At 73.9% G+C, this 20,508-nt stretch carries 19 protein-coding genes; 3 read left to right on the plus strand and 16 right to left on the minus strand.

Annotated elements, in window-relative coordinates:
* Positions 1–191: 191 nt before the first annotated feature.
* Together EDD29_RS12395 and EDD29_RS12400 are read right to left on the minus strand one after the other, a co-directional pair.
* Complete coding sequence (locus tag EDD29_RS12395; protein WP_123664539.1) at positions 192–827, minus strand: response regulator; 636 nt, start codon at positions 825–827, stop codon at positions 192–194.
* Complete coding sequence (locus EDD29_RS12400) at positions 824–2,029, minus strand: sensor histidine kinase (RefSeq protein ID WP_123664540.1); 1,206 nt, start codon at positions 2,027–2,029, stop codon at positions 824–826. The genes EDD29_RS12395 and EDD29_RS12400 overlap by 4 nt, the downstream gene beginning before the upstream one ends.
* 218 nt (positions 2,030–2,247) lie before the next feature.
* Between EDD29_RS12400 and EDD29_RS12405 the strand changes: the two genes are divergently transcribed.
* Together EDD29_RS12405 and EDD29_RS12410 are read left to right on the plus strand one after the other, a co-directional pair.
* Complete coding sequence (locus tag EDD29_RS12405) at positions 2,248–3,276, plus strand: ABC transporter permease (RefSeq protein ID WP_342774427.1); 1,029 nt, start codon at positions 2,248–2,250, stop codon at positions 3,274–3,276.
* A complete protein-coding gene (locus tag EDD29_RS12410; protein ID WP_123664542.1) occupies positions 3,273–3,956 on the plus strand; it encodes an ABC transporter ATP-binding protein in 684 nt (227 codons plus the stop codon). The genes EDD29_RS12405 and EDD29_RS12410 overlap by 4 nt, the downstream gene beginning before the upstream one ends.
* Positions 3,957–4,006: 50 nt before the next feature.
* On the opposite strand, the gene EDD29_RS12415 is transcribed toward EDD29_RS12410, so the two are convergent.
* Complete coding sequence (locus EDD29_RS12415) at positions 4,007–5,368, minus strand: sensor histidine kinase (RefSeq protein WP_148085936.1); 1,362 nt, start codon at positions 5,366–5,368, stop codon at positions 4,007–4,009.
* A 530-nt stretch (positions 5,369–5,898) separates the two neighbouring features.
* On the opposite strand from EDD29_RS12415, the gene EDD29_RS45415 reads away from it, so the two are divergent.
* Positions 5,899–6,066: a hypothetical protein gene (locus EDD29_RS45415; RefSeq protein WP_170201371.1), complete on the plus strand. Its 168-nt coding sequence runs from the start codon at positions 5,899–5,901 to the stop codon at positions 6,064–6,066.
* 74 nt (positions 6,067–6,140) lie between these two features.
* Here EDD29_RS45415 and EDD29_RS12425 read toward each other — a convergent pair whose 3' ends face one another.
* The 13 genes from EDD29_RS12425 to EDD29_RS44900 all read right to left on the minus strand — a co-directional run bounded on the left by EDD29_RS12425 (position 6,141) and on the right by EDD29_RS44900 (position 20,377).
* A complete protein-coding gene (locus tag EDD29_RS12425) occupies positions 6,141–6,824 on the minus strand; it encodes a class II aldolase/adducin family protein (RefSeq protein WP_123664545.1) in 684 nt (227 codons plus the stop codon).
* Positions 6,821–7,696, minus strand: a complete 876-nt coding sequence (locus tag EDD29_RS12430; RefSeq protein WP_123664546.1) for an alpha/beta fold hydrolase — start codon at positions 7,694–7,696, stop codon at positions 6,821–6,823. The genes EDD29_RS12425 and EDD29_RS12430 overlap by 4 nt, the downstream gene beginning before the upstream one ends.
* The gene (locus EDD29_RS12435; RefSeq protein WP_170201372.1) at positions 7,693–8,562 is read right to left on the minus strand and encodes an alpha/beta fold hydrolase; all 870 of its coding nucleotides are present in this window, start codon (positions 8,560–8,562) and stop codon (positions 7,693–7,695) included. The genes EDD29_RS12430 and EDD29_RS12435 overlap by 4 nt, the downstream gene beginning before the upstream one ends.
* Positions 8,559–9,314, minus strand: coding sequence for a dienelactone hydrolase family protein (locus EDD29_RS12440; protein WP_123664548.1), 756 nt, complete (start codon positions 9,312–9,314; stop codon positions 8,559–8,561). The genes EDD29_RS12435 and EDD29_RS12440 overlap by 4 nt, the downstream gene beginning before the upstream one ends.
* A 15-nt stretch (positions 9,315–9,329) precedes the next feature.
* The gene (locus tag EDD29_RS12445; protein ID WP_211359673.1) at positions 9,330–10,145 is read right to left on the minus strand and encodes an IclR family transcriptional regulator; all 816 of its coding nucleotides are present in this window, start codon (positions 10,143–10,145) and stop codon (positions 9,330–9,332) included.
* Between the two features lie 7 nt (positions 10,146–10,152).
* Positions 10,153–11,133 (minus strand): sugar ABC transporter substrate-binding protein, encoded by a 981-nt coding sequence (locus EDD29_RS12450; protein WP_123664550.1) that lies wholly within the window; start codon positions 11,131–11,133, stop codon positions 10,153–10,155.
* 50 nt (positions 11,134–11,183) lie between these two features.
* Positions 11,184–12,158, minus strand: a complete 975-nt coding sequence (locus tag EDD29_RS12455) for an ABC transporter permease (RefSeq protein ID WP_123664551.1) — start codon at positions 12,156–12,158, stop codon at positions 11,184–11,186.
* Positions 12,155–13,666 (minus strand): sugar ABC transporter ATP-binding protein, encoded by a 1,512-nt coding sequence (locus tag EDD29_RS12460; RefSeq protein WP_123664552.1) that lies wholly within the window; start codon positions 13,664–13,666, stop codon positions 12,155–12,157. The genes EDD29_RS12455 and EDD29_RS12460 overlap by 4 nt, the downstream gene beginning before the upstream one ends.
* Before the next feature lies 1 nt (position 13,667).
* Positions 13,668–13,922, minus strand: coding sequence for a hypothetical protein (locus EDD29_RS12465; protein WP_170201373.1), 255 nt, complete (start codon positions 13,920–13,922; stop codon positions 13,668–13,670).
* Positions 13,919–14,737, minus strand: a complete 819-nt coding sequence (locus EDD29_RS12470) for a DODA-type extradiol aromatic ring-opening family dioxygenase (protein ID WP_123664553.1) — start codon at positions 14,735–14,737, stop codon at positions 13,919–13,921. The genes EDD29_RS12465 and EDD29_RS12470 overlap by 4 nt, the downstream gene beginning before the upstream one ends.
* Positions 14,737–16,959 carry a hydantoinase B/oxoprolinase family protein gene (locus EDD29_RS12475; RefSeq protein WP_170201374.1) on the minus strand — a complete coding sequence of 741 codons (2,223 nt, stop codon included), beginning with the start codon at positions 16,957–16,959 and terminating at the stop codon, positions 14,737–14,739. The genes EDD29_RS12470 and EDD29_RS12475 overlap by 1 nt, the downstream gene beginning before the upstream one ends.
* Complete coding sequence (locus EDD29_RS12480; RefSeq protein ID WP_170201375.1) at positions 16,956–19,037, minus strand: hydantoinase/oxoprolinase family protein; 2,082 nt, start codon at positions 19,035–19,037, stop codon at positions 16,956–16,958. The genes EDD29_RS12475 and EDD29_RS12480 overlap by 4 nt, the downstream gene beginning before the upstream one ends.
* A 584-nt stretch (positions 19,038–19,621) precedes the next feature.
* Positions 19,622–20,377, minus strand: coding sequence for a hypothetical protein (locus EDD29_RS44900; protein ID WP_148085937.1), 756 nt, complete (start codon positions 20,375–20,377; stop codon positions 19,622–19,624).
* Positions 20,378–20,508: the final 131 nt, after the last annotated feature.

Raw genomic sequence — 20,508 nt, forward strand, 5'->3', positions numbered from 1 at the left:
TCCGCCGTCGCGTCCGGCGAAGCCTGCGACCAGATTAGCCACCATGCGACCAATTCGGTCGCATTGCGATCGTGACGGTCGCCACAGGGGTGGTGCGGGGGAGCGGCGAGCGGCCATCCGGGAGGCCGTCGTACCGCCGCGGACCGGCGTGCTCGTGCCGTCATGCCGTGCTGGGCATACGCGCCGAGCGGTCAGCGGCGGATGAGGCCGAGTCCGGTCGCGGCGGCGACGGCCGCGGTGCGCGAGGCGACGCCGAGCTTGGTGTAGACGCGGGCGAGGTGGGACTTGACGGTCGCCTCGGTGAGGTGGAGGCGGCGGCCGACGTCCTGGTTGGACAGGCCGTCGGCGACGAGGGAGAGGACCTCGGTCTCGCGCCGGGTGAGGGCGGCGCCCGGGGAGCGCAGCCGGGTCACGAGCCGGTCCGCGATCGCGGGGGCGAGGGCGGTGCGGCCCGTCACGGCCGAGCGGACGGCTGCGGCGAGCTCGTCCGGCGGCGCGTCCTTGAGGAGGTAGCCGGTGGCGCCGGCCTCGATGGCGGGCAGGATGTCGGCGTCGGAGTCGTAGGTGGTGACGATCACGACCCGGGGGGCGTCCTGGCGCGCGGTGATCGCCGCGGTGGCCGCCGCGCCGCCCATGCCGCCGCCGAACCTGAGGTCCATGAGGACGACGTCGATGCCGCCGCCGACCGTCAGGGCGACGGCCTCCTCGGCGGTGGCGGCCTCGGCCGCGACGATCAGGTCTGGCTCGGTCTCCAGCACGGCGCGGAGCCCGGCGCGCACCACGGGGTGGTCGTCGGCGAGGAGGAGACGGATCGGGCCGCCCGTCATGGCCGGACCTCGGCGGCCTGTGCCAGGGGGAGCCGGGCGGCCACGCCGGTGCCGCCGCCGGGGGCGGAGGCGACGGTCAGCGTGCCCCCGAGGGCCTGGAGGCGGGCGCGCATCGCGGCCAGGCCGAACCCGCCGCCCGCGAGGCCGGGAGCCGAACGCGGCGCGGTGTCGAAGCCCACGCCGTCGTCGGAGATGTCGAGGCGCACCTCCGCGAGGGCGTAGCGCAGGGTGATCTCGGCGCCGCCCGCCCGGGCGTGCTGGACGATGTTCGCGAGGGCGGACTGCGCCACTCGCAGCAGGGCGACCTCCTGGGCGCGCGGCAGCGGGACGGGCTCCCCGACGACGGCGAAGCGCACGGCCACCCGGTCGAGCGGGCCGGTGCCGGCGCACAGGCGCTCCAGCGCGTCGGCCAGGGTCGTGCCCTCCAGCGCGGGCGGGGAGAGGGCCGCGACGAAGCGGCGGGCCTCGGCGAGGTTGTCCGCCGCGGTCTCGCGGGCCCGGTCCACATGGCGGGCGGCGGCGTCGGGCCGGGCGGGCAGGGCCCGTTCGGCGGCGCGCAGCAGGAGCTGGATGCTCGTCAGGCCCTGGGCGAGGGTGTCGTGGATCTCGCGCGCGAGGCGTTCGCGCTCGGCGAGGACGCCCGCGGTGTGCTCGGCCCGGGCCAGGTCGGCGCGGGTCGCGGTGAGCTCCTCGATCAGGAGCCTGCGCCGTTCGCTCTCCCGGTACAGGGCCTCGTAGCCCCACATGACGGCCACCGCCACGGCGGCGCCGAGCGCGGGTCCGACCGCCATCGCCAGGCCGAAGGATCCCTGGTGGACGGAGAAGCCGGTGATCGCGGCGATGGCGGTCGCCGCCACGGCGGCGAGACCCGCCCGGCGCGTCAGCAGATGGAGGTGCAGGAAGTAGAGCGGGAAGGCGAGCCACACGGCCTCGGCGGACAGCGCCAGCAGGGCCAGCCACGCGGCGCCCACGGCGGACAGCCACCAGGCGGCGGCGCGCCGGGAGGCGCGGACCCGCGGCAGGAGCTGTACCGCGTACACCGCGCCGCACACGGCCGCCGCTGCGGCGACCAGCCCGGCCCGCGGGAGGGACGCCATGACGGCCCGGCCGGCGGCCAGCGCGAGCAGCGCGCCGACCAGCAGGTGCAGGCACCAGGCGAGGGCGCGGACGGCCTGGGGCGGGGCGGGAGCGAGGGTGTTCACGGTCCCCTCAGCCTAAGCAGGCCCTTCCGGTACCGCGTCCATCGAAAGATGCAAATCGCGCGCCTCCCTTCGACCCCGAAAATGCCTTCGCCCGCCGGAGGCGGCTGTGAGGCCCGTCCGGCGACCCTGGGAGGGCACCTTCCCATCGTCCGAAAGGCACCGAGGCCGTGTTCGTCGCCTGGAGAGATCTCCGGTTCGCCAAAGGGCGTTTCGCCCTGATGGCGACGGTCATCACGTTGATCACCCTGCTCGTAGGGCTGCTGTCCGGGCTGGCGGCCGGACTGGAGCGGCAGAACGTCTCCGCGATCACCGGCCTTCCCGCCGACCGGATCGCCTTCGCCGCCCCCGCCGGTGACCGGGCTCCCGCCTATGCGGACTCCGCCGTCACGGCCGGGCAGTGGTGGCGGTGGAGCGGGACCCCCGGCGTCACCCGCGCCGAGCCGCTGGGAATCACCACCACCCGGGCCGCCTCCGGTGGCTCCACCACCGCGGTGTCCGCCTTCGGCGTCCGGCCCGGATCGCCCCTCGCCCCGGGCGCGGTCGGCGAGGGCACCGCGGTGCTGTCCGCCACCGCCGCCCGAGACCTCGGGGCAGGGCCGGGGGACATGTTCTCCCTCGCCGGCACGGACCTCGTGGTGGCCGCGGTGAGGGGAGACGCCCACTTCAGCCATGTCCCCGTCGTCTGGGTGGGCCTCACCGCCTGGCGGCGGGCCGCACCCCCGACGAGCGGCGGCGAACGCCCGTTCGCGACGGTGATCGCCCTCCGCACGTCCTCCGGCACCGACGTGGACGCGGCCGACCTGGCCGCGGGAACCTCGACCGTCGCCAAGGACGACTCGTTGCGGGCGATCGGGTCCTACAGCTCGGAGAACGGCTCCCTCGGCCTGATGCGGATCTTCCTGTTCGTGATCTCCGCCCTCGTCGTCGGCGCCTTCTTCAGCGTGTGGACGATCCAGCGCGGCGGCGACATCGCGATCCTCAAGGCGCTCGGCGCGTCCACCGGCCGGCTCCTCGCCGACGCGCTCGGGCAGGCGTCCGTCCTGCTCGCCGGAGGCGTCCTCGCCGGCACGGGGCTGGCCCTGGCCGCCGGAACGCTCGTCGCGGGCGCCGTCCCCTTCGTGCTGAGCCCCGCGACCGTCCTCGCCCCCGCCGCCGTGACGGTCGGACTCGGCCTGCTCGGCGCCGCGCTGTCCGTTCGCCGCATCACTTCCGTCGACCCGTTGATCGCCCTGGGGAACGCCCGATGAGCCTGCGCCTGACCGAGGTCACCCTGACCTACCCCGACGGAGAGGCCCGGCTGACCGCACTCGACCGGGTCACCCTGCACGTCCCCCCGGGCGAGATGACGGCCGTCGTCGGCCCGTCGGGTTCGGGGAAGTCGAGTCTCCTGGCGGTCGCCGCCACCCTGGTCGCCCCGGATTCGGGAGCCGTCGTGATCGACGGCACGGACACCGGGGGGCTGACCGGCGGCGAGCGCGCGGAACTGCGCCGCCGCAGGATCGGGATCGTCTTCCAGCAGGCCAACCTCCTGCCGTCCCTCACCGCCGCCGAGCAGCTCCAGGTCATGGCCCGGATCGACGGCCGGCCGCCGGCCGCGGCCCGCGAGAGGGCCATGGACCTGCTGGACGCCGTGGGCCTCGCCGGCGAGGCCGGGAGACGCCCCCACCTGCTTTCCGGCGGTCAGCGCCAGCGCGTCAACATCGCCCGTGCCCTGATGAACGACCCCGGCGTGCTTCTCGTGGACGAACCGACCAGCGCCCTCGACCGCGACAGGGGCGCCGCCGTCGTCGATCTCCTCGCCCGCCTCACCCGCCGCCAGGGCACCGCGACCGTGCTGGTCACCCACGACCACGCCCATCTCGCCGCCGCCGACCGGACCGCCGAGGTCCGCGACGGCCGCCTCCGCACGGTGACGCCGCCCGCCTGACCGCGCGCGGTCTCCGCGGCGCGCACCACCGCTGCGCGGACCGAGCTCGGTCAGGCGCGGGGGAGGCGGATCGTCACCCGGGTGCCTTCGGGGGAGGGGGTGATGTGCGCGGTGCCGTGGTGGGCGTGGGCGATGTCGCGGACGATGGTCAGGCCGAGGCCGCTGCCGCCGGTGTCCTTGGTGCGGGAGGCGTCCAGGCGGGTGAACCGTTCGAAGACGGCTTCGCGTTTGTCCTCGGGGATGGCGTCACCGTCGTTCGCGACCTGGAGGACGACCTGGTCGGCCTCGGTGCGGACGTCGATGCCGACGCGGTGGTCGGCGTGGCGCAGCGCGTTGTCGAGAAGGTTGTCGAACAGGCGGGTCAGCTGGATCCTCGACCCGTGCACCGGAGCCGGCCCGGTGCGGACCTCCAGGTCGAGCTCGTCGGGGAGGGCGTCGGTGCCGCGGAGGCGCGTGATCTCGCCCTGCACCAGGTCGGCCAGGTCGAGCACCTGCTGATCCTGCGCGGCTCCGGCGTCGAGGCGGGCGAGGACCAGCAGGTCCTCGACGAGTTGCTGGAGCCGGTCGACGCTGGTCAGGAGCCGGCGTGCGAGGGGCGGCCAGTCGGTGTCGTCGGGGTGCAGGAGGGCTTCGTCGAGTTCGACGCGCATCGCGGCCAGCGGGGTGCGCAGGTCGTGGGACGTGCTGGAGGTGAACTCGCGCTCGCGCAGCAGCGAGGTCTCCAAATGGGCGATCATCTCGTTGGAGGTGACCGCCAAGGCCCGCAGCTCGTCGTGCTGAGGGGGCAGGGTGATGCGGTGGCCCGTGCTGCGGCCCGCCAGGACCGCGGCGCTGATCTGCCCGGTCTGCGCGCGGATCTCCTCGACGGGCCGCAGCGCCCGTCCGATCACCTGGTAGGCCCCCGCCCCCGCCAGGGCGACGATCGCGAGCGACGCGAGGATCATCTGCGCCAGGAACAGGTCGCCGACGTACCAGGGGACTGCGTCCTCGAGCGAGTACACGTACCAGTCGCCGCCGGGCCGGTAGACCCGGATCACCACGACGATCTTGCACCCGTGCAGACCCGGCAGGTCGCACTCGACCTCGGTGCCGGCGGTCTCGTCCGCAGGAGGTCTCTGCGTCGACAGGCGCGGGCCCAGCCCCTGGGGTGCGGTGCCCGCCTGTACCCGCCCCTGGGCGTCGACGACCTGGACGATGGACGAGCGCGAGGAGGTGACGATCTCCCGGGGCAGCTCGCCGCTCCTGATCAGCCGGACGGTCTTCAGCGCGGTCGCCTCCGCCTGATCGACGCGTTCGCGGGTCTCATGCCCGTACCCCAGTGCGGTGCCGAGCGCGCTGATGACCACGCACAGCAGCGCCATGACCAGGCAGCCGATCACCGTCAACCGGGTACGGACCGACCACGACCCCAACTGCCCCTCCAGCCCGTGGTGTTCCCGTACCGGCGCGCGATGGGACCGCGCTCCACGGTCGGCCGATCGGCCCAGTCTGCCGGGCCGTCCGCCGCGCGCCGGTATGCGCGAGTCCGCGTCATCTTGAAGAACTCTTCAAATCGAGCGGACGCGCGTGAACGCCCGCGCCGTGGCACCCACGGCTTCCCGGGCCTCGATGCGACGGGCTTTCCGCTCTACGGGCCCGGCCCGGAGGAGACCGCGCCGGGTCAGAGGCCGGGGCCGGTGCAGGTGTAGGTGTAGGTGGCGGCGAAGGCGCCCGTGCCACCGCGGGCCGTCAACGGGGCGGGAGAGCGGCACCGCGAAGGCAGGTCCGTGGAAGTCCCAGGGTGAGAAGGCCGAACCCGATGGTCAAGAGAGACCGCGGCACCGCCCCCGGCCGGATGAGGCGTCGCGCCACGAGTTCGGGTCGGTCGGCGGGTCGGAACGCGCCGGGGCCGCGCGGCGGGTGTTGCCTTGGGCTTTCGTGTTGTCTCTGAAGGGGGTTCGGGGTGGCTGTACGCGGCGTCGTCACGATGTTGGTGTGCTCGGTGACGGTCTTGGCCGGAGGGCCGGCGGCACACGCCGACGTCCTTCCGCTGCCCGACGAGCTCAAGTCCATGACCGACCGGATCCCGTTCGTCGGTTCCCTCCTCTCCGGCTCCCCGCTCAAGGGCTGATCGGGTCCCGTTCCCCGCGCCGCACCGGCTCGCGGCCCCGCCCGTCCGGGCCGCGACGCCGGTGGGCCGTCGGCTCAGGAGGGGAGGGTTCGCACCAGGTAGGCCCAGGCGGCCTCCATCTGGGACGGGGCGTAGCAGCGGTCTCGTTTCGCCAGGGACTCTTCCGCGTCGGAGAACTCCGGCTCGGGCGTGGCGGCGGTGACCTGGAGCTGCATGCGGCAGGCCTTCTCCAGGAAGATCGCGGTCAGGACGGCCGTGGGGACGTCGGGGCCGACGGTGACGAGTCCGTGCCGGTGGAGCAGGATCGCGTCGCGGTCGCCGAGGGCGGAGGCCAGCTCCGCGCCGAGCGGGCGATCGCGGATGAGGTCGCCGGTACGGGTGAAGCGGGCGATGTCCGGCGGCCAGAACAGGGTGCCCTCGTGGCCGACCGGGCGGAGTTCGGCGCCGGTGGCGGCGAAGGCGACGGCGGCTTCGGCATGGCTGTGCACGACCGCGCCGACGTCGGGGCGGGCGGCCAGGATCTCGGTGTGGATCGGGTACTCCAGGTGGACCCGGTCGCCGCCCGCGAGCAGGGCGCCGTCCCGGTCGACAAGGGTGACGCGCTCGGGGGTGATCTCCTCCATGCCGTACCCCGCCGACTTCAGCCAGACGCCTTCGCCGTCGGGGTCGCGCAGGGACAGGTGGCCCCAGATGAGGTCGGCGTTGCCGTGGGCGGCGAGGACGCGGCAGCCGAGGGCGACCTCCTCGGCGGGGGTCACCGGGCGCCCTCGACGAGGAAGTCGCCGACGACGCGGTTGAACTGCTCCGGCTGCTCGAACATCGGCCAGTGGCCGGCGCCGGTGATCATGTCGAACGAGGCGTTCGGCAGGATCTGCGCGGCGCGGCGGCCCACTTCGGCGGGGGTCGTCGGGTTGCGGTCGCTCCACAGCACGAGCGTCTCGTGCCGGATCGAGGCGAGGTGCTCCTCGGTCAGCATGTGGGCGCGGTTGGCCTCGCTGGGCTGCTCGGCGACGAGCTTGGCCAGCGCCTCCTCGGCGCCGGGCAGGGTGTAGTACCGGTAGCGGCACTCCACGAGCTCGTCGGTGACGGTCGCGGGGTCGACCATCAGCCATTCGAGCCGCTCGCGGACGCTCTCGCGGGTCGGCGCCGCGGCCGCCTTCGCGGTGACGGACTTGACCTGGGCGTGCACGCGCTCGCTCTCCGCGGCCCGGCCCGCGTCCGACAGCAGCAGGCCCGCCCCGGTGACGGACACGACCTTGCCGACCCGGTCGGGGTGCTTCAGCGCGGTGTGGAGGGCGGTCCAGCCGCCGAGGGACTGACCGACGAGGTGGGCCTTCTCCGCGCCGATCGCGTCGAGGAAACCGATGAGGTGCTCGGTGAAGACGGGCGCGTGGTAGGTGACGTCGGTCGGCCGGGCCGTGAGGCCGTGGCCTAGGGCGTCGATGGCGTGGACGCGCAGGCCGCGTTCGGCGAGCGGCACGACGTTGCGCAGGAAGCCTTCGGCGTGGCCGGTGAGCCCGCCCATGAGGATGACGGCGTCGCCTTCGCCCGCCTCGATGGAGCGGGTGCGCCAACCGGCGGCGTCGCGGTAGCGGGTCTCGGCGCCGAGGGAGTCGGTCCACAGGGTCATGAGTGGTCGTCCTTCTTGGTGGGGGAGTCTGCGAGGAAGTCGATGAGGGAGGCGTTGACGAGATCGGGCCGCTCGTACTGCGGCCACTGCTTGGCTCCGGGCACGGTCAGCAGCCGCCCGTGGGGGACGGCGGAGACCGCCGCCTCGACGACGGCCGCGGGGGTGTGCCCGTGCTCGCCGCGCACGAAGAGGACGGGCGCGGCGACGGAGGCGAGCCGCTCCGGGGTGAGGAGCGAAGGGCCGTTGTCGGCCGCCCGGACCAGCCGGTGCACGCGCCGGGCGTCCTCCGGCCGGTACAGCGCGGTGCGCACGTCGACGAGTTCGGCGTCGACCGTCGAGGGGTCGGCGAGCAGCCCGGCGAGCCGGGTCCGCACGGCCTCGGGCGTCGGCTCGGCGTAGGCCCGGCCGCCCCGCTCGTAGGCCGCGCGCACCGTCGGGTCGGCGAGCCGGTCGGTCTCCGCCTGGAGCCCGGCCGGTTCGATGAGGACCAGCCGCCGCACCCGGTCCGGCGCGCGCGGCGCGGCCAGCGCGGCGGCCCACCCGCCCAGCGACTGCCCGACCAGGTCGACCGAGTCCAGCCCGAGCGCGTCGAGCACCGCCAGCGCGTGGGCGGTCAGGTCCGCCACCGTGTAGGAGCCGGCCGGAGACCTGCCGGTGAGCCCGTGGCCGAGCAGGTCGAAGGCGATCGCGCGGTGCCCGGCGGCGGCGAGTGCGGGAAGGGTCCGCGCGAACGTCTCCAGGTGGCCGCCCCGCCCGTGCAGGAGGACGACCGGGTCGCCCGAGCCGAGGGCGGCGACACGGGTCGGCACTCCGGCCGCGTCGAGGTGCCGGATCTCGGCGCCGAGCAGGTCGGTCCACAGGCTCACAGGTGCTCCCTCAGAAAGGCGAGGGTGCGCTCCCAGGTGAGGCGGGCGGCGGCCGCGTCGTGGTTGGGGTGCGTGTCGTCGTGGTAGGCGTGCCCTGCGCCGTCATAGACGTGGACCTCGGTCTCCTGCCCGGACAGCTTCAGCGCGTCGGTGAGACGGCCGACCTGGTCGAGCGGGATGACCTCGTCCGCGCCGCCGAAGTGCGCCTGGACGGGGCAGCGGACGGCGTCGGCGACGGTGATGCGGGAGCGGACCTGCCCGGTGGGGCTGTAGGACGGCGGCAGCTCGGGCAGTCCGTAGAGCGGCACGGCGCAGGCCAGCCGGTCGGTCCGCGTCGCCCAGGCGAGGGCGAGCCCGCCGCCGAGGCAGAACCCGACGACGGCGGCCCGGGAGGCGTCGACGTCGTCGCGTCCGGCCAGATGATCCAGGCCCGCCTCGAGGTCGGGCAGGGCCTGTTCGTCGCGGGCGGCGAGGAACGCCTTGGCGCGGCGCTCGTCGGGGGTCGCGTAATCCTGTGGGGGGCGGCCGCCGATCCTGCTGTACAGGTCGACGGTCAGGCACGCGAAGCCCTCGTCGGCGACGAGCTCGGTGACCCGACGCCGGTGCTCGGTGACGCCGAGGTTCTCGTGCGCCATGACGACGACGGGCGGCGGGGCCTCGCCGGGGCGGCGGACGGGCACGGCGAGGTAGCCGCGGATCTCGTCGGGTCCGCTGGGGAAGGTCACCCAGCCCGCTTCGGGTGCTCTCTGCATGGTGGTCTCCGAGGGTCAGCCCGCACGCGGCGGGGAGGGCGGGTGCGCGGCCGCGGTCCGGCCGAGCAGGTGCTTGATGTGGGTGCCGAGGGCTTCGAGCCGCCGGCGCGGCATGCGCGCGATCTGGCCGCAGACCGCGATCGCGCCGGCGGGCCTGCCGCCGACCATCACCGGGACGGCGACCCCGGCGATGCCGGGGATGAACTCGCCGATCTCGATGGCGTAGCCGTAGCGGCGGCAGGTCTCCAGCTCGCGGTGGAGGGCTTCGGGGTCGGTGATGCTGGCCGGGGTGCGCTGCGCCAGCGGCAGCCGGGTGACGATCTCCTCGCTCTCCTCCCGCGGCAGGCCGCTGAGGATGGCGCGGCTGATGCAGCCGTTGGCCAGCATCGAGCGCCTGCCGAGCGGCGACAGCGACTCCGGGGAGTGCGGCGCCTCCCGCTTGCCCGTGATGAGCAGCGACCTGTCCCGCCAATCGATCTCGGCGACCAGGACGGTCTCACCGGTGGAGCGGATGAGCTCCTCGGCGACGCCCTGCGTCAGGTGGGACAGGGCGGTCGTCGCCGAGACGAGGCTGCCGAGCTCCAGCAGGCGGTTGCCGAGGACGTAGGCGCCGTCGGCCTCCTGCCGGAGGAAGCCGCGCTCGACCAGGGTCACCGCGATGCGGTGGGTGCTGGTCTTCGGCACGCCCGCGGCCTCGGCCAGCTCGGTGAGCTGGAGGCGCGGGTGCGCGGCGCTGAACGCGCCGAGCACGTCCAGGGCGCGGTCGACGGAGCGTACTCCGCGGCGGCGGCCGCCTTCGTCGTCGGGAAGGGAGCGAGGAGAGTCGTTCACGGTGGCCTCACGCGCAGTAGGAGGGAGCTTCGCTCGCATTCTCACTGGTCACGAGCGCGTCCGGCACGGTGGCGATCTTCTCGACGCCCTGCGTGCCGCGCAGGAGGCCGACGACGTTGTCCACGGCCATCTCGCCGACGCTCTTGGGGGTGTTGCTGACGGTGACCGCGAACTCCCCGTCCTGAACGGCCTTGACGCCCGCCTCGCTGCCCCCGTTGGTGAGGATCTTGATGTCGTCGCGTCCCGCGGCCTTGAAGGCGGCGAGCGCGCCGAACGCCATGTCCTCGTTGTGCACGAACACGTAGGTGACCTTCGGCCGTGCCTGCAGGAGGTTGTCGGCGACGTCCTGGGCCTTGGCGCGCTGCCACATGGCGGGCTGGTCGAAGACGACCTTCGCCGAGTCGCCGACGGCGCCCTTGAACGCGTCGTTCATCAGGTCGGCGGCCGCGCCGGGCGCCCCGCCGATGACGCCGACCTCGACGGGCTCTCCGCCGCTGTCCTTCGCGAGCCACTCGCCGAGTTCACGGCCGACCTTCTTGACGTCGGTGACGACCGCGCCGAGGATCTTGGTCTGGTCGACGGACGCGACCGAGGTCAGGAAGATGGGGATGCCGGCCCGGTTGGCGCGGCCGATGCCGCCTTCGAGCGAGTCGATGTTGACCGTCTGGACGACGATGGCGTCGACCTTCTTGACGATCATGTCGTCGATGTTGGACAGCTCCTTGGCCGGGTCCATCGCGGAGTTCGACGTCAGCAGCTTCACGCCGGAGGCGTCGGCGCGGGCCTGCATGGCGCGCTGGAGGCAGGTGTGGAACTCGATGGAGTTGCCGTTGACGAACCCGAGGGTCAGGTCCTTGCCGGCGGCGATCGGCGCGGAGGCCGTCTTCCCTTCGTCGACGGAGCAGCCGGCCAGCGCGAGGCCCGCGAGAGCGAGCGCGGTGGCGGTTCTGAAGGCGGGGATGCGGCCTCTGCCTGGGGTGGCGGACATGGCTTTCCTTCCGAACTGATTCATGGGGGTGGGTGGTGGGGCGGCCTGCGTCAGCGGGGTGTGCCGCGCAGGTGGTTGATGACGGCCGCGACGAGCAGCACCGTGCCGAGCGCCACGTCCTGGAAGTGGGAGTTGATCTGGAGCAGGTTGATGGCGTTGGCGACGACGCCGAGGAGCACCACGCCCAGGGCGGTGCCGACGATGGTTCCGCTGCCGCCGTGCAGCGCGGTGCCGCCGATGACGACCGCGGCGACCACGGTGAGCTCCAGGTGCAGGCCGCCGGTGCCGGGGCTGGCGGCGCCGAGCCGGGCGACGAGCATGACCCCGCCGAGCCCGGCGAGCAGCCCGCCCAGGGTGTAGAGCAGCAGCTTGGTGCGCGCCACGGGGATCCCCGCGAGGCGGGCCGCCTGCTCGTTGCCGCCGATGGCGAAGGCGTTGCGGCCGAACGCCGTCCACCGGAGGATCAGGCCCGCGGCGACGCAGACGGCGATCGCGACGACCACGAGGGCGGGAACGGCGCCGAGGACCTCGCCGAAGCCGAGCGGCATCAGCGCGTCGCCGATGGAGATGCTCTTGCCGTCGATGATGAGCAGGGCCGCGCCGCCGAGGACCGTCGAGGTGGCGAGCGTGGCGACGAACGGGGCGACCCGCAGGTAGGTCACCACGAGCCCGTTGACCAGGCCGATCGCCGCGCCCAGCGCGAGCGCCAGCCCGGCCGCGGTCCACTCGTTCACACCCGCGACGACGAGCTGGGCGGTGACGCCGTGGGCGACGGCCGCGATCGCACCGAGAGAGAAGTCGATGCCTCCCGCGGCCATGAGCAGGGTGAGCCCCGCCGCGAGGACGGCGACGACGGCGATCTGCTGGGAGACGTTGAGCAGGTTCGGCCCGGTGAGGAACGCCTCGCTGCGCAGCGCGGTGAAGGCCCCGACGAGCAGCAGCACGGCGAGCAGGCCGGTGTGCCGGGACACGCCCGGTGGCAGCCCGAGGCGGGGCAGGCCCTTTGAGGCGGTGAGTGCGGTCATGGTCGTTCTCCTCCTGCGGTGAGCGTGACGAGGTCGTCCCGGCTCACCTGGTCCATGGGCAGGTCGGCGATGGTCCGGCCGCCTCGGACGACGACGACGCGGTCCGCGAGCCGGATCACCTCGTCGATGTCGGAGGAGCCGAGCAGGACGGCGGTGCCGCGTTCGGCGAGGCCGTCGACGATGCGGTGGATGTCGGCCTTGGCGGCCACGTCGACGCCGTTGGTCGGCTCCTCCAGGAGGCAGGCGGCCGGGTCGCCGTCGAGCCACGCCGACAGCAGCACCTTCTGCTGGTTGCCTCCGGACAGGGCCGCCACCGGCGGGTCCTGCTGGATCGCGGTGACGCCGTAGCCGGCGCGGGACGCCCGCCCGCGGGCGTGCAGGTCGCGCCAGCGCACCAGCCAGGGCCGGAGCCTGCCGCGGCGGACGAGGTCGAGGTTCTCGTCGACGCCGAGCCCGGCCACGAGCCCGTAGGAGAGCCGGTCACCGGTCACGCAGCGCAGCCCCGTGCGCAGGGCCGCGGCGACGCTGCCGGACCGGACGGCCGTCCCGTGCACGGCGATGGTGCCGCCGTCGGCCCGGCGCAGCCCGCTGAGCAGTCCGAACAGCTCGGACTGGCCGTCGCCGGCCGGGCCGAGGACGGCGACGACCTCACCGGCCCGCACTTCGAGGTCGAAGGGCGCGAGCCGTCCACCGCTGAGCCCGGACAGCGTCAGCACCGGGGCGCCCGGCGTGCGGTCCTTGTCAGGTCTGCCCTGCATCGGCCGGTCGCCGACCATGGCCCGCACGAGCGCGGGCAGGTCGAGCGCGGTCCGGTCCTCGACGGCCGCGACACGTCCGTCGCGCATGACGGTGACGCGGTCGGCGAGGGTGAGCACCTCGTCGAGGTGGTGCGAGATGTAGATGATGGCGGTGCCCCTGGCGCGCAGGGTCCGCACGAGACCGTGGATCCGCGCGGCGTCGGCGCCGCCGAGCGAGGCCGTCGGCTCGTCCAGGACGAGGACCCGGCCGCCGTGGTGGACCTCGCGGGCGATCTCGACGAGCGTCCGCTCGCCGGGCCCGAGGTCCCCCGCGAGCGCGGTCGGCGCGACGTCAAGGCCGAGGTCGGCCAGCGCGGCGGAGGCCTCTTCGCGGACCTTCCGCCACAGCACCCTTCCCGCACGGGTGGGGAGCCTGCCGAGCAGCAGGTTCTCCGCCACGCTGAGCCCGGCGACGAGCGTGCGCTTCTGATGGACGATGCTCACGCCCGCCGCGCGGGCGCGGCGCGGGTTGAGCGGCCCCTGGCGACGCCCGTCGACGCGGATCTCGCCGTCGTCCTGGGTGAACGACCCGCAGATCAGCTCGACCAGGGTCGACTTGCCCGCGCCGTTCATGCCGACGACGGCGTGCACCTCGCCGGGCAGCAGCGTGAAGTCGACGCCCGCGAGCGCCTGCGCCCCGCCGAAGGCCTTGCGCACGCCCCGCAGTTCCAGCACGGGGGCCGGTGTTCCCTTCGCGTCGGACACGGCCATGTCAGCCCCCGTTCTTCGCGGCCGGGTACATGTCCTGGTGGGCGATCCCGAGGACGACCATCAGGTTGCGCAGCGCGACGGGGTTCATCCCGGCGTCGAGCAGCCAGGCCGCGTCCTTGCCGGCCACCGCGCGCCGCTCGGATTCCGTCAGCCGGTACTCGTCGAGCACGGTGCCGGGGGATTCCAGGTAGCGCCCGAGCAGGCCGGGGGTGTGCTCCAGTTCCCGGGCGAGCCGGTTCAGGCCGACGACGCTCACGACGCCACCTCGAAGGAGGCGATGCCGATCCCGACGGTCCAGGCCGGCATCGGCCGGTAGGCGTGCACCCGGGCCGGGCCGCCCGCCGCGCCCGCGGCGACGAGCCAGGTACGGATCTCCAGCGCGCCGTTGCCCGCCTCGTCCAGGATCGACGCGTCGTCCCAGGTGAGGACCTCGTCGGCGGCCCCCCGCTCCAGCAGGCCGAGCAGGCGGCCGTCGAACTCGGGGTTGATGTCGCCGAAGCGCGGCAGCCCGACCCAGTGCGACAGGCCCCCGGTGCCGAGCACGCCGACCCGGACGTCGCCGGGCAGCTCCCGCACGGTCGCGCGCAGCGCGGCGCCGAGGTCGAGGCAGCGGCGCAGGGTCGGCAGCGGGGCGGTGTTGCAGTTGACGAACAGGGGCACCACCCCGGCGGCGGCCGCCGCCGGGAGCTTGGCGAGCGGGACCGTGAAGCTGTGGTCCAGCGCCATCGTGTGCGAGCGGGCGAGGTCGAAGCCGCGGGAGGTGAGGCCCTCCAGGAGCGCCCCGGCGACCTCGGGCCGCCCGGCCACGGTCCCGCCCGGGTTGCCGAACTCCGCCCAGCCCTCGTGCTCCTCGGCCATGCCGAGGCAGAAGGCCGGGTAGTTCTCCAGCCCGAACGTCTCGTAGTGGTCGGTGGCCACGACGACGACGGCGTCGAGGCGGGCGGCGGCGATCTCGGCGTCGAGCCGCCGCCAGGCGTCGTGCAGCACTCCGGAGACCGCGGGGTCGGCGTCGGCGTTCTTGACGATCGCGCCGACGTGGGAGGTCGCCGCGGCGAGCGCGAGGTGGCCCATCACTCCTCCGTTCCGGTGAGCGGGCGGATGTCGTCGGGATGGGCGGCGCCGATCCGGACCACGTCGGTGGCCTGGAGGCGGCCGCACGAGGGGCAGGAGTAGGCGCGCAGCTCCAGGCCCTCGTCCAGGCGGGTGGCGTGGCCGAACGCGTGCACGTCGCGGCTGGTCGCCTGCGCGGCGTGCGCGCGCCACGGCTCGTCGGCGCGGGAGAGGACGCAGCCGCAGGCGCAGGCGATCCAGCGGCTTCCGTCGGCCTCGACGACGGCGAGGCCGTCGCCCATCGGGTGGATCCGGGTGCGTGCGCCCTGCGGCTGCTCCGGAAGGGGGAGCCCGGCGGGCAGGGACAGGCGCGCCGCGCGCAGGCTCGCGCGCCGGGCGGCGGTGGCCGGGCCGTCGATCCCGCCGTCATCGCCCAGGACCACCCCGTAGAGGCGGACCGCCGCGCCGGCGGTGACGGCCCCGAAGTCGAGGTCGGCCTGGACGGCCGCGGCGGGCCGGTCGAGCGGATCGCCCCAGCCGCCGCCCGCCTGCGGCACGGTGGCCAGGACGTCGTCGTCGCCCAGGTGGTAGAGGCCCTGGCGGCCCCGCATGACCGGGCGCTCGCCGGACAGGTCGCCGACCGAGGGGATGGTCCCGGCCGCGAGCCTGGCCTTGACGTCGCTCCCGTGCACGACGGTGCGGGTGTTCTGCGCGCCGGGGTAGCCGCCGAAGATCCCCGTGGAGTTCGGCACCTCCCAGCCGTGCGCGGAGTTCAGCGCGGTCACGTCCCGGCCGCTGTGCACGGTGTAGACGGCGCCCATGCTCATCCCACCGCGGTGGCGGCCCGCGCCGCCGGAGTCGGCGACGAGCCCGCGCCACAGGTACAGCAGCGGCGAGTCCATCTCGACGGCCTCGACGTTGGAGATCCGCTGCCGTTCGATGTTGTGCTGGCCCTGCGTCCAGGCCCCGTCGCGGTGCGAGTACGCCGCGCCGCCCGTCGCGAGGCAGTCCATGATCACGTAGGTCTGGCGGGCCCCGTTGTCGCCCGCGCCGGTCAGGACGAACTTGTCGGGGCCGCCGGCCGGACCCGCCTGGGCCTCCCGCAGCAACTCGTCGGAGCAGGCCGCGAGCTTCGACAGGCACTCCAGCGCCGTCATCTCGACGAGCCAGCCCGCCTCCAGCGCCCCGCCGCTCACCGCCGCCGGACGTGCCGCGTTGCAGATCAGGCCCTCGGGGCACTCGACCTCGACCGGCTGGAACAGGCCCTCGTTCCAGGGTGCGTCGAACGCCAGCGTCGGCAGCAGCGCCGCGGCGATCCCGGCCATCATCCCGGAGTAGGCGCAGTTGATGTAGCCCTTGGCCTGCGGAGAGGAGCCGGAGAAGTCGAAGTGCAGGGTGTCGCCGCGCTTGGTGAGCACGAGGTCGACCTCGTAGGTGGCGTTCTCCGACGACTGGGCCAGGCCGCCGTCGTTGTCGAGGAACGCCCGCGAGTGCAGCCGGGCGTCGGGCAGCAGCGCGAGCCGGTTGCGCAGGCGGCGCTCCGACAGGCCGATGAGGTTGGCCATCACCGTGCGGACCGTCGCCGCGCCGTACTTCTCGGCCAGCGCCGTCATGGCGCGGATCGCGGTGTTGTTCGCGCCGATGAGCGCCCGCAGGTCGAGGTTGACGGTCGGGGCCATGCGGGTGTGGCCGAGGATCAGGTTCCACACGTCGGTGCGGACCTCGCCGCCGTCGACGAGCTTCGTCGGCGGCATCTGGAGGCCCTCCTGGTAGGAGTCCGTCGCGTCGATGCAGAAGCTGCCGGGGGTCATGCCGCCGACGTCGACCATGTGGCACATCGCGCCGGTCCAGGCGAGCAGTTCGCCGTCGAAGAAGATCGGGGCGATGAGGCCGACGTCCTGGGCGTGGACGGTGCCCTTCCAGGGGTCGTTGACGATGAACATGTCGCCCGGACGGATCCCGGGGGAGTCGGTGCAGTCCTCGATGACCGAGCGGGTGATCGCGGCCATGGACGAGGCGTGCGACAGGATCGTGCGGCCCATCGCGGCGACCGAGCCGTCCGGCAGGTAGAGGCCGACGTTGTAGTCGCTGGCCTCGACCACGTGGGTGGAGCCGGAGATGGCCGCGAGGGTCGCGCCCTGCTCGTCGGTGATGGCCAGCAGCCGGTGCCGGATGACCTCGAAGGTGATCGGGTCGATGGCCGTGCCGGACTCGGTGGCCGTGCCGGTGGCGGAAATGGTCACGCCTCCCCCTTGCAGTCGATGACGAGGTTGCTGTGGTGGTCGACGGCGAGCGTCTGGTCCGGGCCGAGCACGACGGTGGTGCCGGCGAACTCCAAGATCGCGGGGCCGCGCAGGGCCGCGCCGCTGCCGAGGCCCTCGCCGCGGTAGACGCGGGTGGCGACCCGGCCGGTCTCGGGGAAGTGCACGGCGCGCTCGCCGATGAGCGCGGCGTCGGGGTCGGCCGCGCCCGGGTACTGGCCCTCGCGGACGTCGGTGATCTTCACCCGGCCCTCGACGCGCAGGGTGTGGATCTCCACGCCCGCGCCGAGCAGGGCGGTGCCCGCGCCGTAGATCCGCTCGTAGGCGGCGCGGAAGTCCTCGATCAGCCCGCGCAGCACCTCGGTGGTGACCGGGCCGTCGGCGACGGTGAGGGGCAGTTCGTGCGACTGGCGGCGGAACTTCAGGTACGCCACGCGGGAGAGCCGGACGCGCGGGTCGTCGTCCAGGTCGGCGCGGCACTGGGCGGCCAGCGCGTCGAACGTGGCGGAGATGCGCTCGGCGTCCAGGTGCGCGGCGGGGTCCTGCGAGCCAGGGGGAGTGCGGTGCACTTCCGTCGTCTGGACGGCCCGGTACCGGTCGGAGGTGACGGTGCCGTAGGCGGAGTGGACCGTCGAGGTCGGCGGGACGACGAGCGTCGCGATGCCCGCGGCCTCGGTGTAGGCGTAGGCGTGGGTGGGGCCCGCCCCGCCGTAGGCGTAGACGACGAAGTCACGCGGGTCATGGCCCTGCTCGACCGTCACCTTGCGCAGAAGGTCGGCCATCTGGTTGTCGGCGACCTTGCGGATGCCCGCCGCGGCCTCCTCGACGGTCAGGCCGAGCGGGTCGGCCACGTGCACGCGGATCGCCTTCTCGGCGAGCGCGCGGTCCAGCGGCATCCGGCCGCCGAGGAAGCGGGCCGGGTCGATGATGCCGAGGACCACGTCGGCGTCGGTCACGGTCGGGCGGTCGCCGCCACGGCCGTAGCAGGCGGGGCCGGGCACCGATCCGGCGCTTTCGGGGCCGACGGTCAGCACGCCCGACTCGTCCACGCCCGCCAGCGAGCCGCCGCCCGCGCCGATCGCCGTCACCTTGATGCGCGGCAGCGCCAGATGCAGGTCGCCGACCTCGCTGACCCGCTCCACCAGCGGCTCGCCGTCGATGATGAGGCCGACGTCGAAGCTGGTGCCGCCCATGTCGGAGGTGATGACGTTGCGGTGCCCGAGCCGCGCGGCGAGCGCGGTCGAGGCCAGGACGCCGCCCGCGGGGCCGGAGGTGAGCATCGACGCCGAGCGGCGCGCCGCGTCCTCGGCCCGCATGACGCCGCCGCCGGAGTCCATGATGGAGAAGTCGCCGGTGAACCCGGTGGCGCGCAGGCGGCCTTCCAGGTTGGCGACGTAGTCGCGGATGACCGGGCCGAGGTAGCTGTTGACGACCGTGGTCGCGGACCGCTCGTACTCGCCGATGACCGGCGCGACCTCGTGCGAGAGCGTCGCGTAGGCCTCGGGCCACTCCTCGGCGATGATCTCGGCGACCTTCTCCTCGTGCGCGCCGTTCACGAACGACCACAGGAACGACACCGCGAGAGCGCGCACGCCCTCGGCGCGGAGCCTGCGGAGCGTCGCCCGCACCTCGGCCTCGTCCAGTGCGACGATCTCGGCCCCCGCGGCGTCGGTCCGCTCGGTGATCTCCACGATCCGCGACCGCGGCACGATCGGGTCGGGGTTGCGGCGGCGGCTGTAGTGGCCGGTCGCCGCGCCCATCCCGACCCACGAGGTCATCGACCGCTGGATGAGCATGGTGTCGCTGAACCCGCGCGTGGTGAGCAGCGCCGTCGGCGCGCCCTTGCGCTCGATCAGCGCGTTCGTCGCGGCGGTCGTGCCGTGGGCGAAGTAGACGACGGCGGCGCAGAAGTCCCCGAGGTCCATCCCGTAGGACTCCGCGGCGAGCCTGAGCGCGTTGACGACGCCCTCGGACCTGTCCTCGGGGGTCGTCGGCGACTTGAACAGCCGCGGTGGCCGCCCGTCGCGAAGGGCGACGAGGTCGGTGAACGTACCCCCCACGTCCGTGCCCACAAAGAACCGCGGACTTGATTCCGAATTACTTTCCACGCTTTCCCGCCCATTTCCAGAATGAAAAGGTCAGCGCAGCACCGTTCCCATCGTCGATATGACGAACGTGTTGCGCCTCGCGCCACACTCTGCGCGGTGACCGCCATCACTCACAACGCCCGAGTCCGCACCGCGGACCGACCCGCGCAACCCGCCTTCGCCCCCGATCCCCACAGGTGCCGACCCCGAGCCCCCAGGCCACCCGGCCTGCCGGGCCTCACGGGGGCGTGGGTTCCGCCAAGGACCTCGCCGTGGCGCGGACGTCGTCGGTGCCTTGGCGCTGGGTTCCCCTGCGCCGACCGTTGCGCGGAAAAGGTGCCGATGGACCGTCACGTCAACGCACGATGCGAGACGGCGGCCGGTGCGGGCCTTTCGGAATCAGGAAGGCGACGGTCGAAGGCGGCGAAGCGGCGACGTGGGCGCTGATCGGGACGTTCGAACCCGCGGCGCGACCGGGCGATTGCGGACGAGGCGGCGCTGTGCCGTTCCGTCGGAGGTCCCGAGGTGCTCCACGAGCAGGTCGAGGTGGCGCCGGGTCAGGGGGCGGTGGGGTGCCAGAGGGTCACCCGGAATTCGATCTTGGTGGGGGCGTTGCCGGGGCGGCGGGCGGCGTGGGCGGGGGTGTAGCGGGTGATCTCGGCCATGGCGGTGTTGCCCTGGTCGGTGGTGAGGCAGAAGACCGTGCCGAGCGGGGGGCGGACGGACATTTTGGTGGTCTTGAAGGTGGACGTCTTGGCGCGGTGGGCGCAGGCGGCGGCGTCGAGAGGGGATGCGGCGGGCTTGAGCTGGGCGGCCGTGCGGCCGGGGAGCAGGGTCAGGCCACCGCGGGCGGGGTTCCGGTAGGTGAACTCGGCGGCCAAGCGGGTGCCGGACTCCTTGGCCGCCGCCGCCAGGGACGTCCAGGCCTTTTCGGTGTGGCGGGCGGTGGCGGGGGCGTCGAAGTCGATCGCGGTGACGGCGCGGCCGGGGGGGAGGGCGAGGGTCAGGGACCTGTTCTCGAAGACGAGTTCATACTCGGCGGGGCCCGGGGACGTGGGCGCCGGGGTGGGGGCGCCGCCCGCGCCGGACGGGGCCGACAGCTGCGGTGGGTTCGAGGCCGGGACGGTCGGTCGCGGCTCGGGTTCGTCGTCGAAGGGGAAACGGCCGCTGACCAGGGCGAGGAGCGTGATGATGACGGCGCCGACGAGCGAGGTCGCGGCGGCCGACAGGAGGAAGGGCTTGAGGCCCTTTCCCGGCGGCTGTCCGCGGTCCGGGGGCGGAGTCGTGGTGTGCGGTGGCTGCGCCGATGCCAAGACGTACCTCCCGGAGCCTTTCCCATGGCAAGGCTCAAAGAGTAGGGCCCACCGGCGGTAATCGCCGAATTTTCGCATTTAGCGCACGTTGGCCACCCTGCCGACCTGTCGTGCCCCTGACCGGCCAGGCC

Origin of the sequence: Actinocorallia herbida, from assembly GCF_003751225.1 — a bacterium.
Lineage (GTDB): Bacteria > Actinomycetota > Actinomycetes > Streptosporangiales > Streptosporangiaceae > Actinocorallia > Actinocorallia herbida.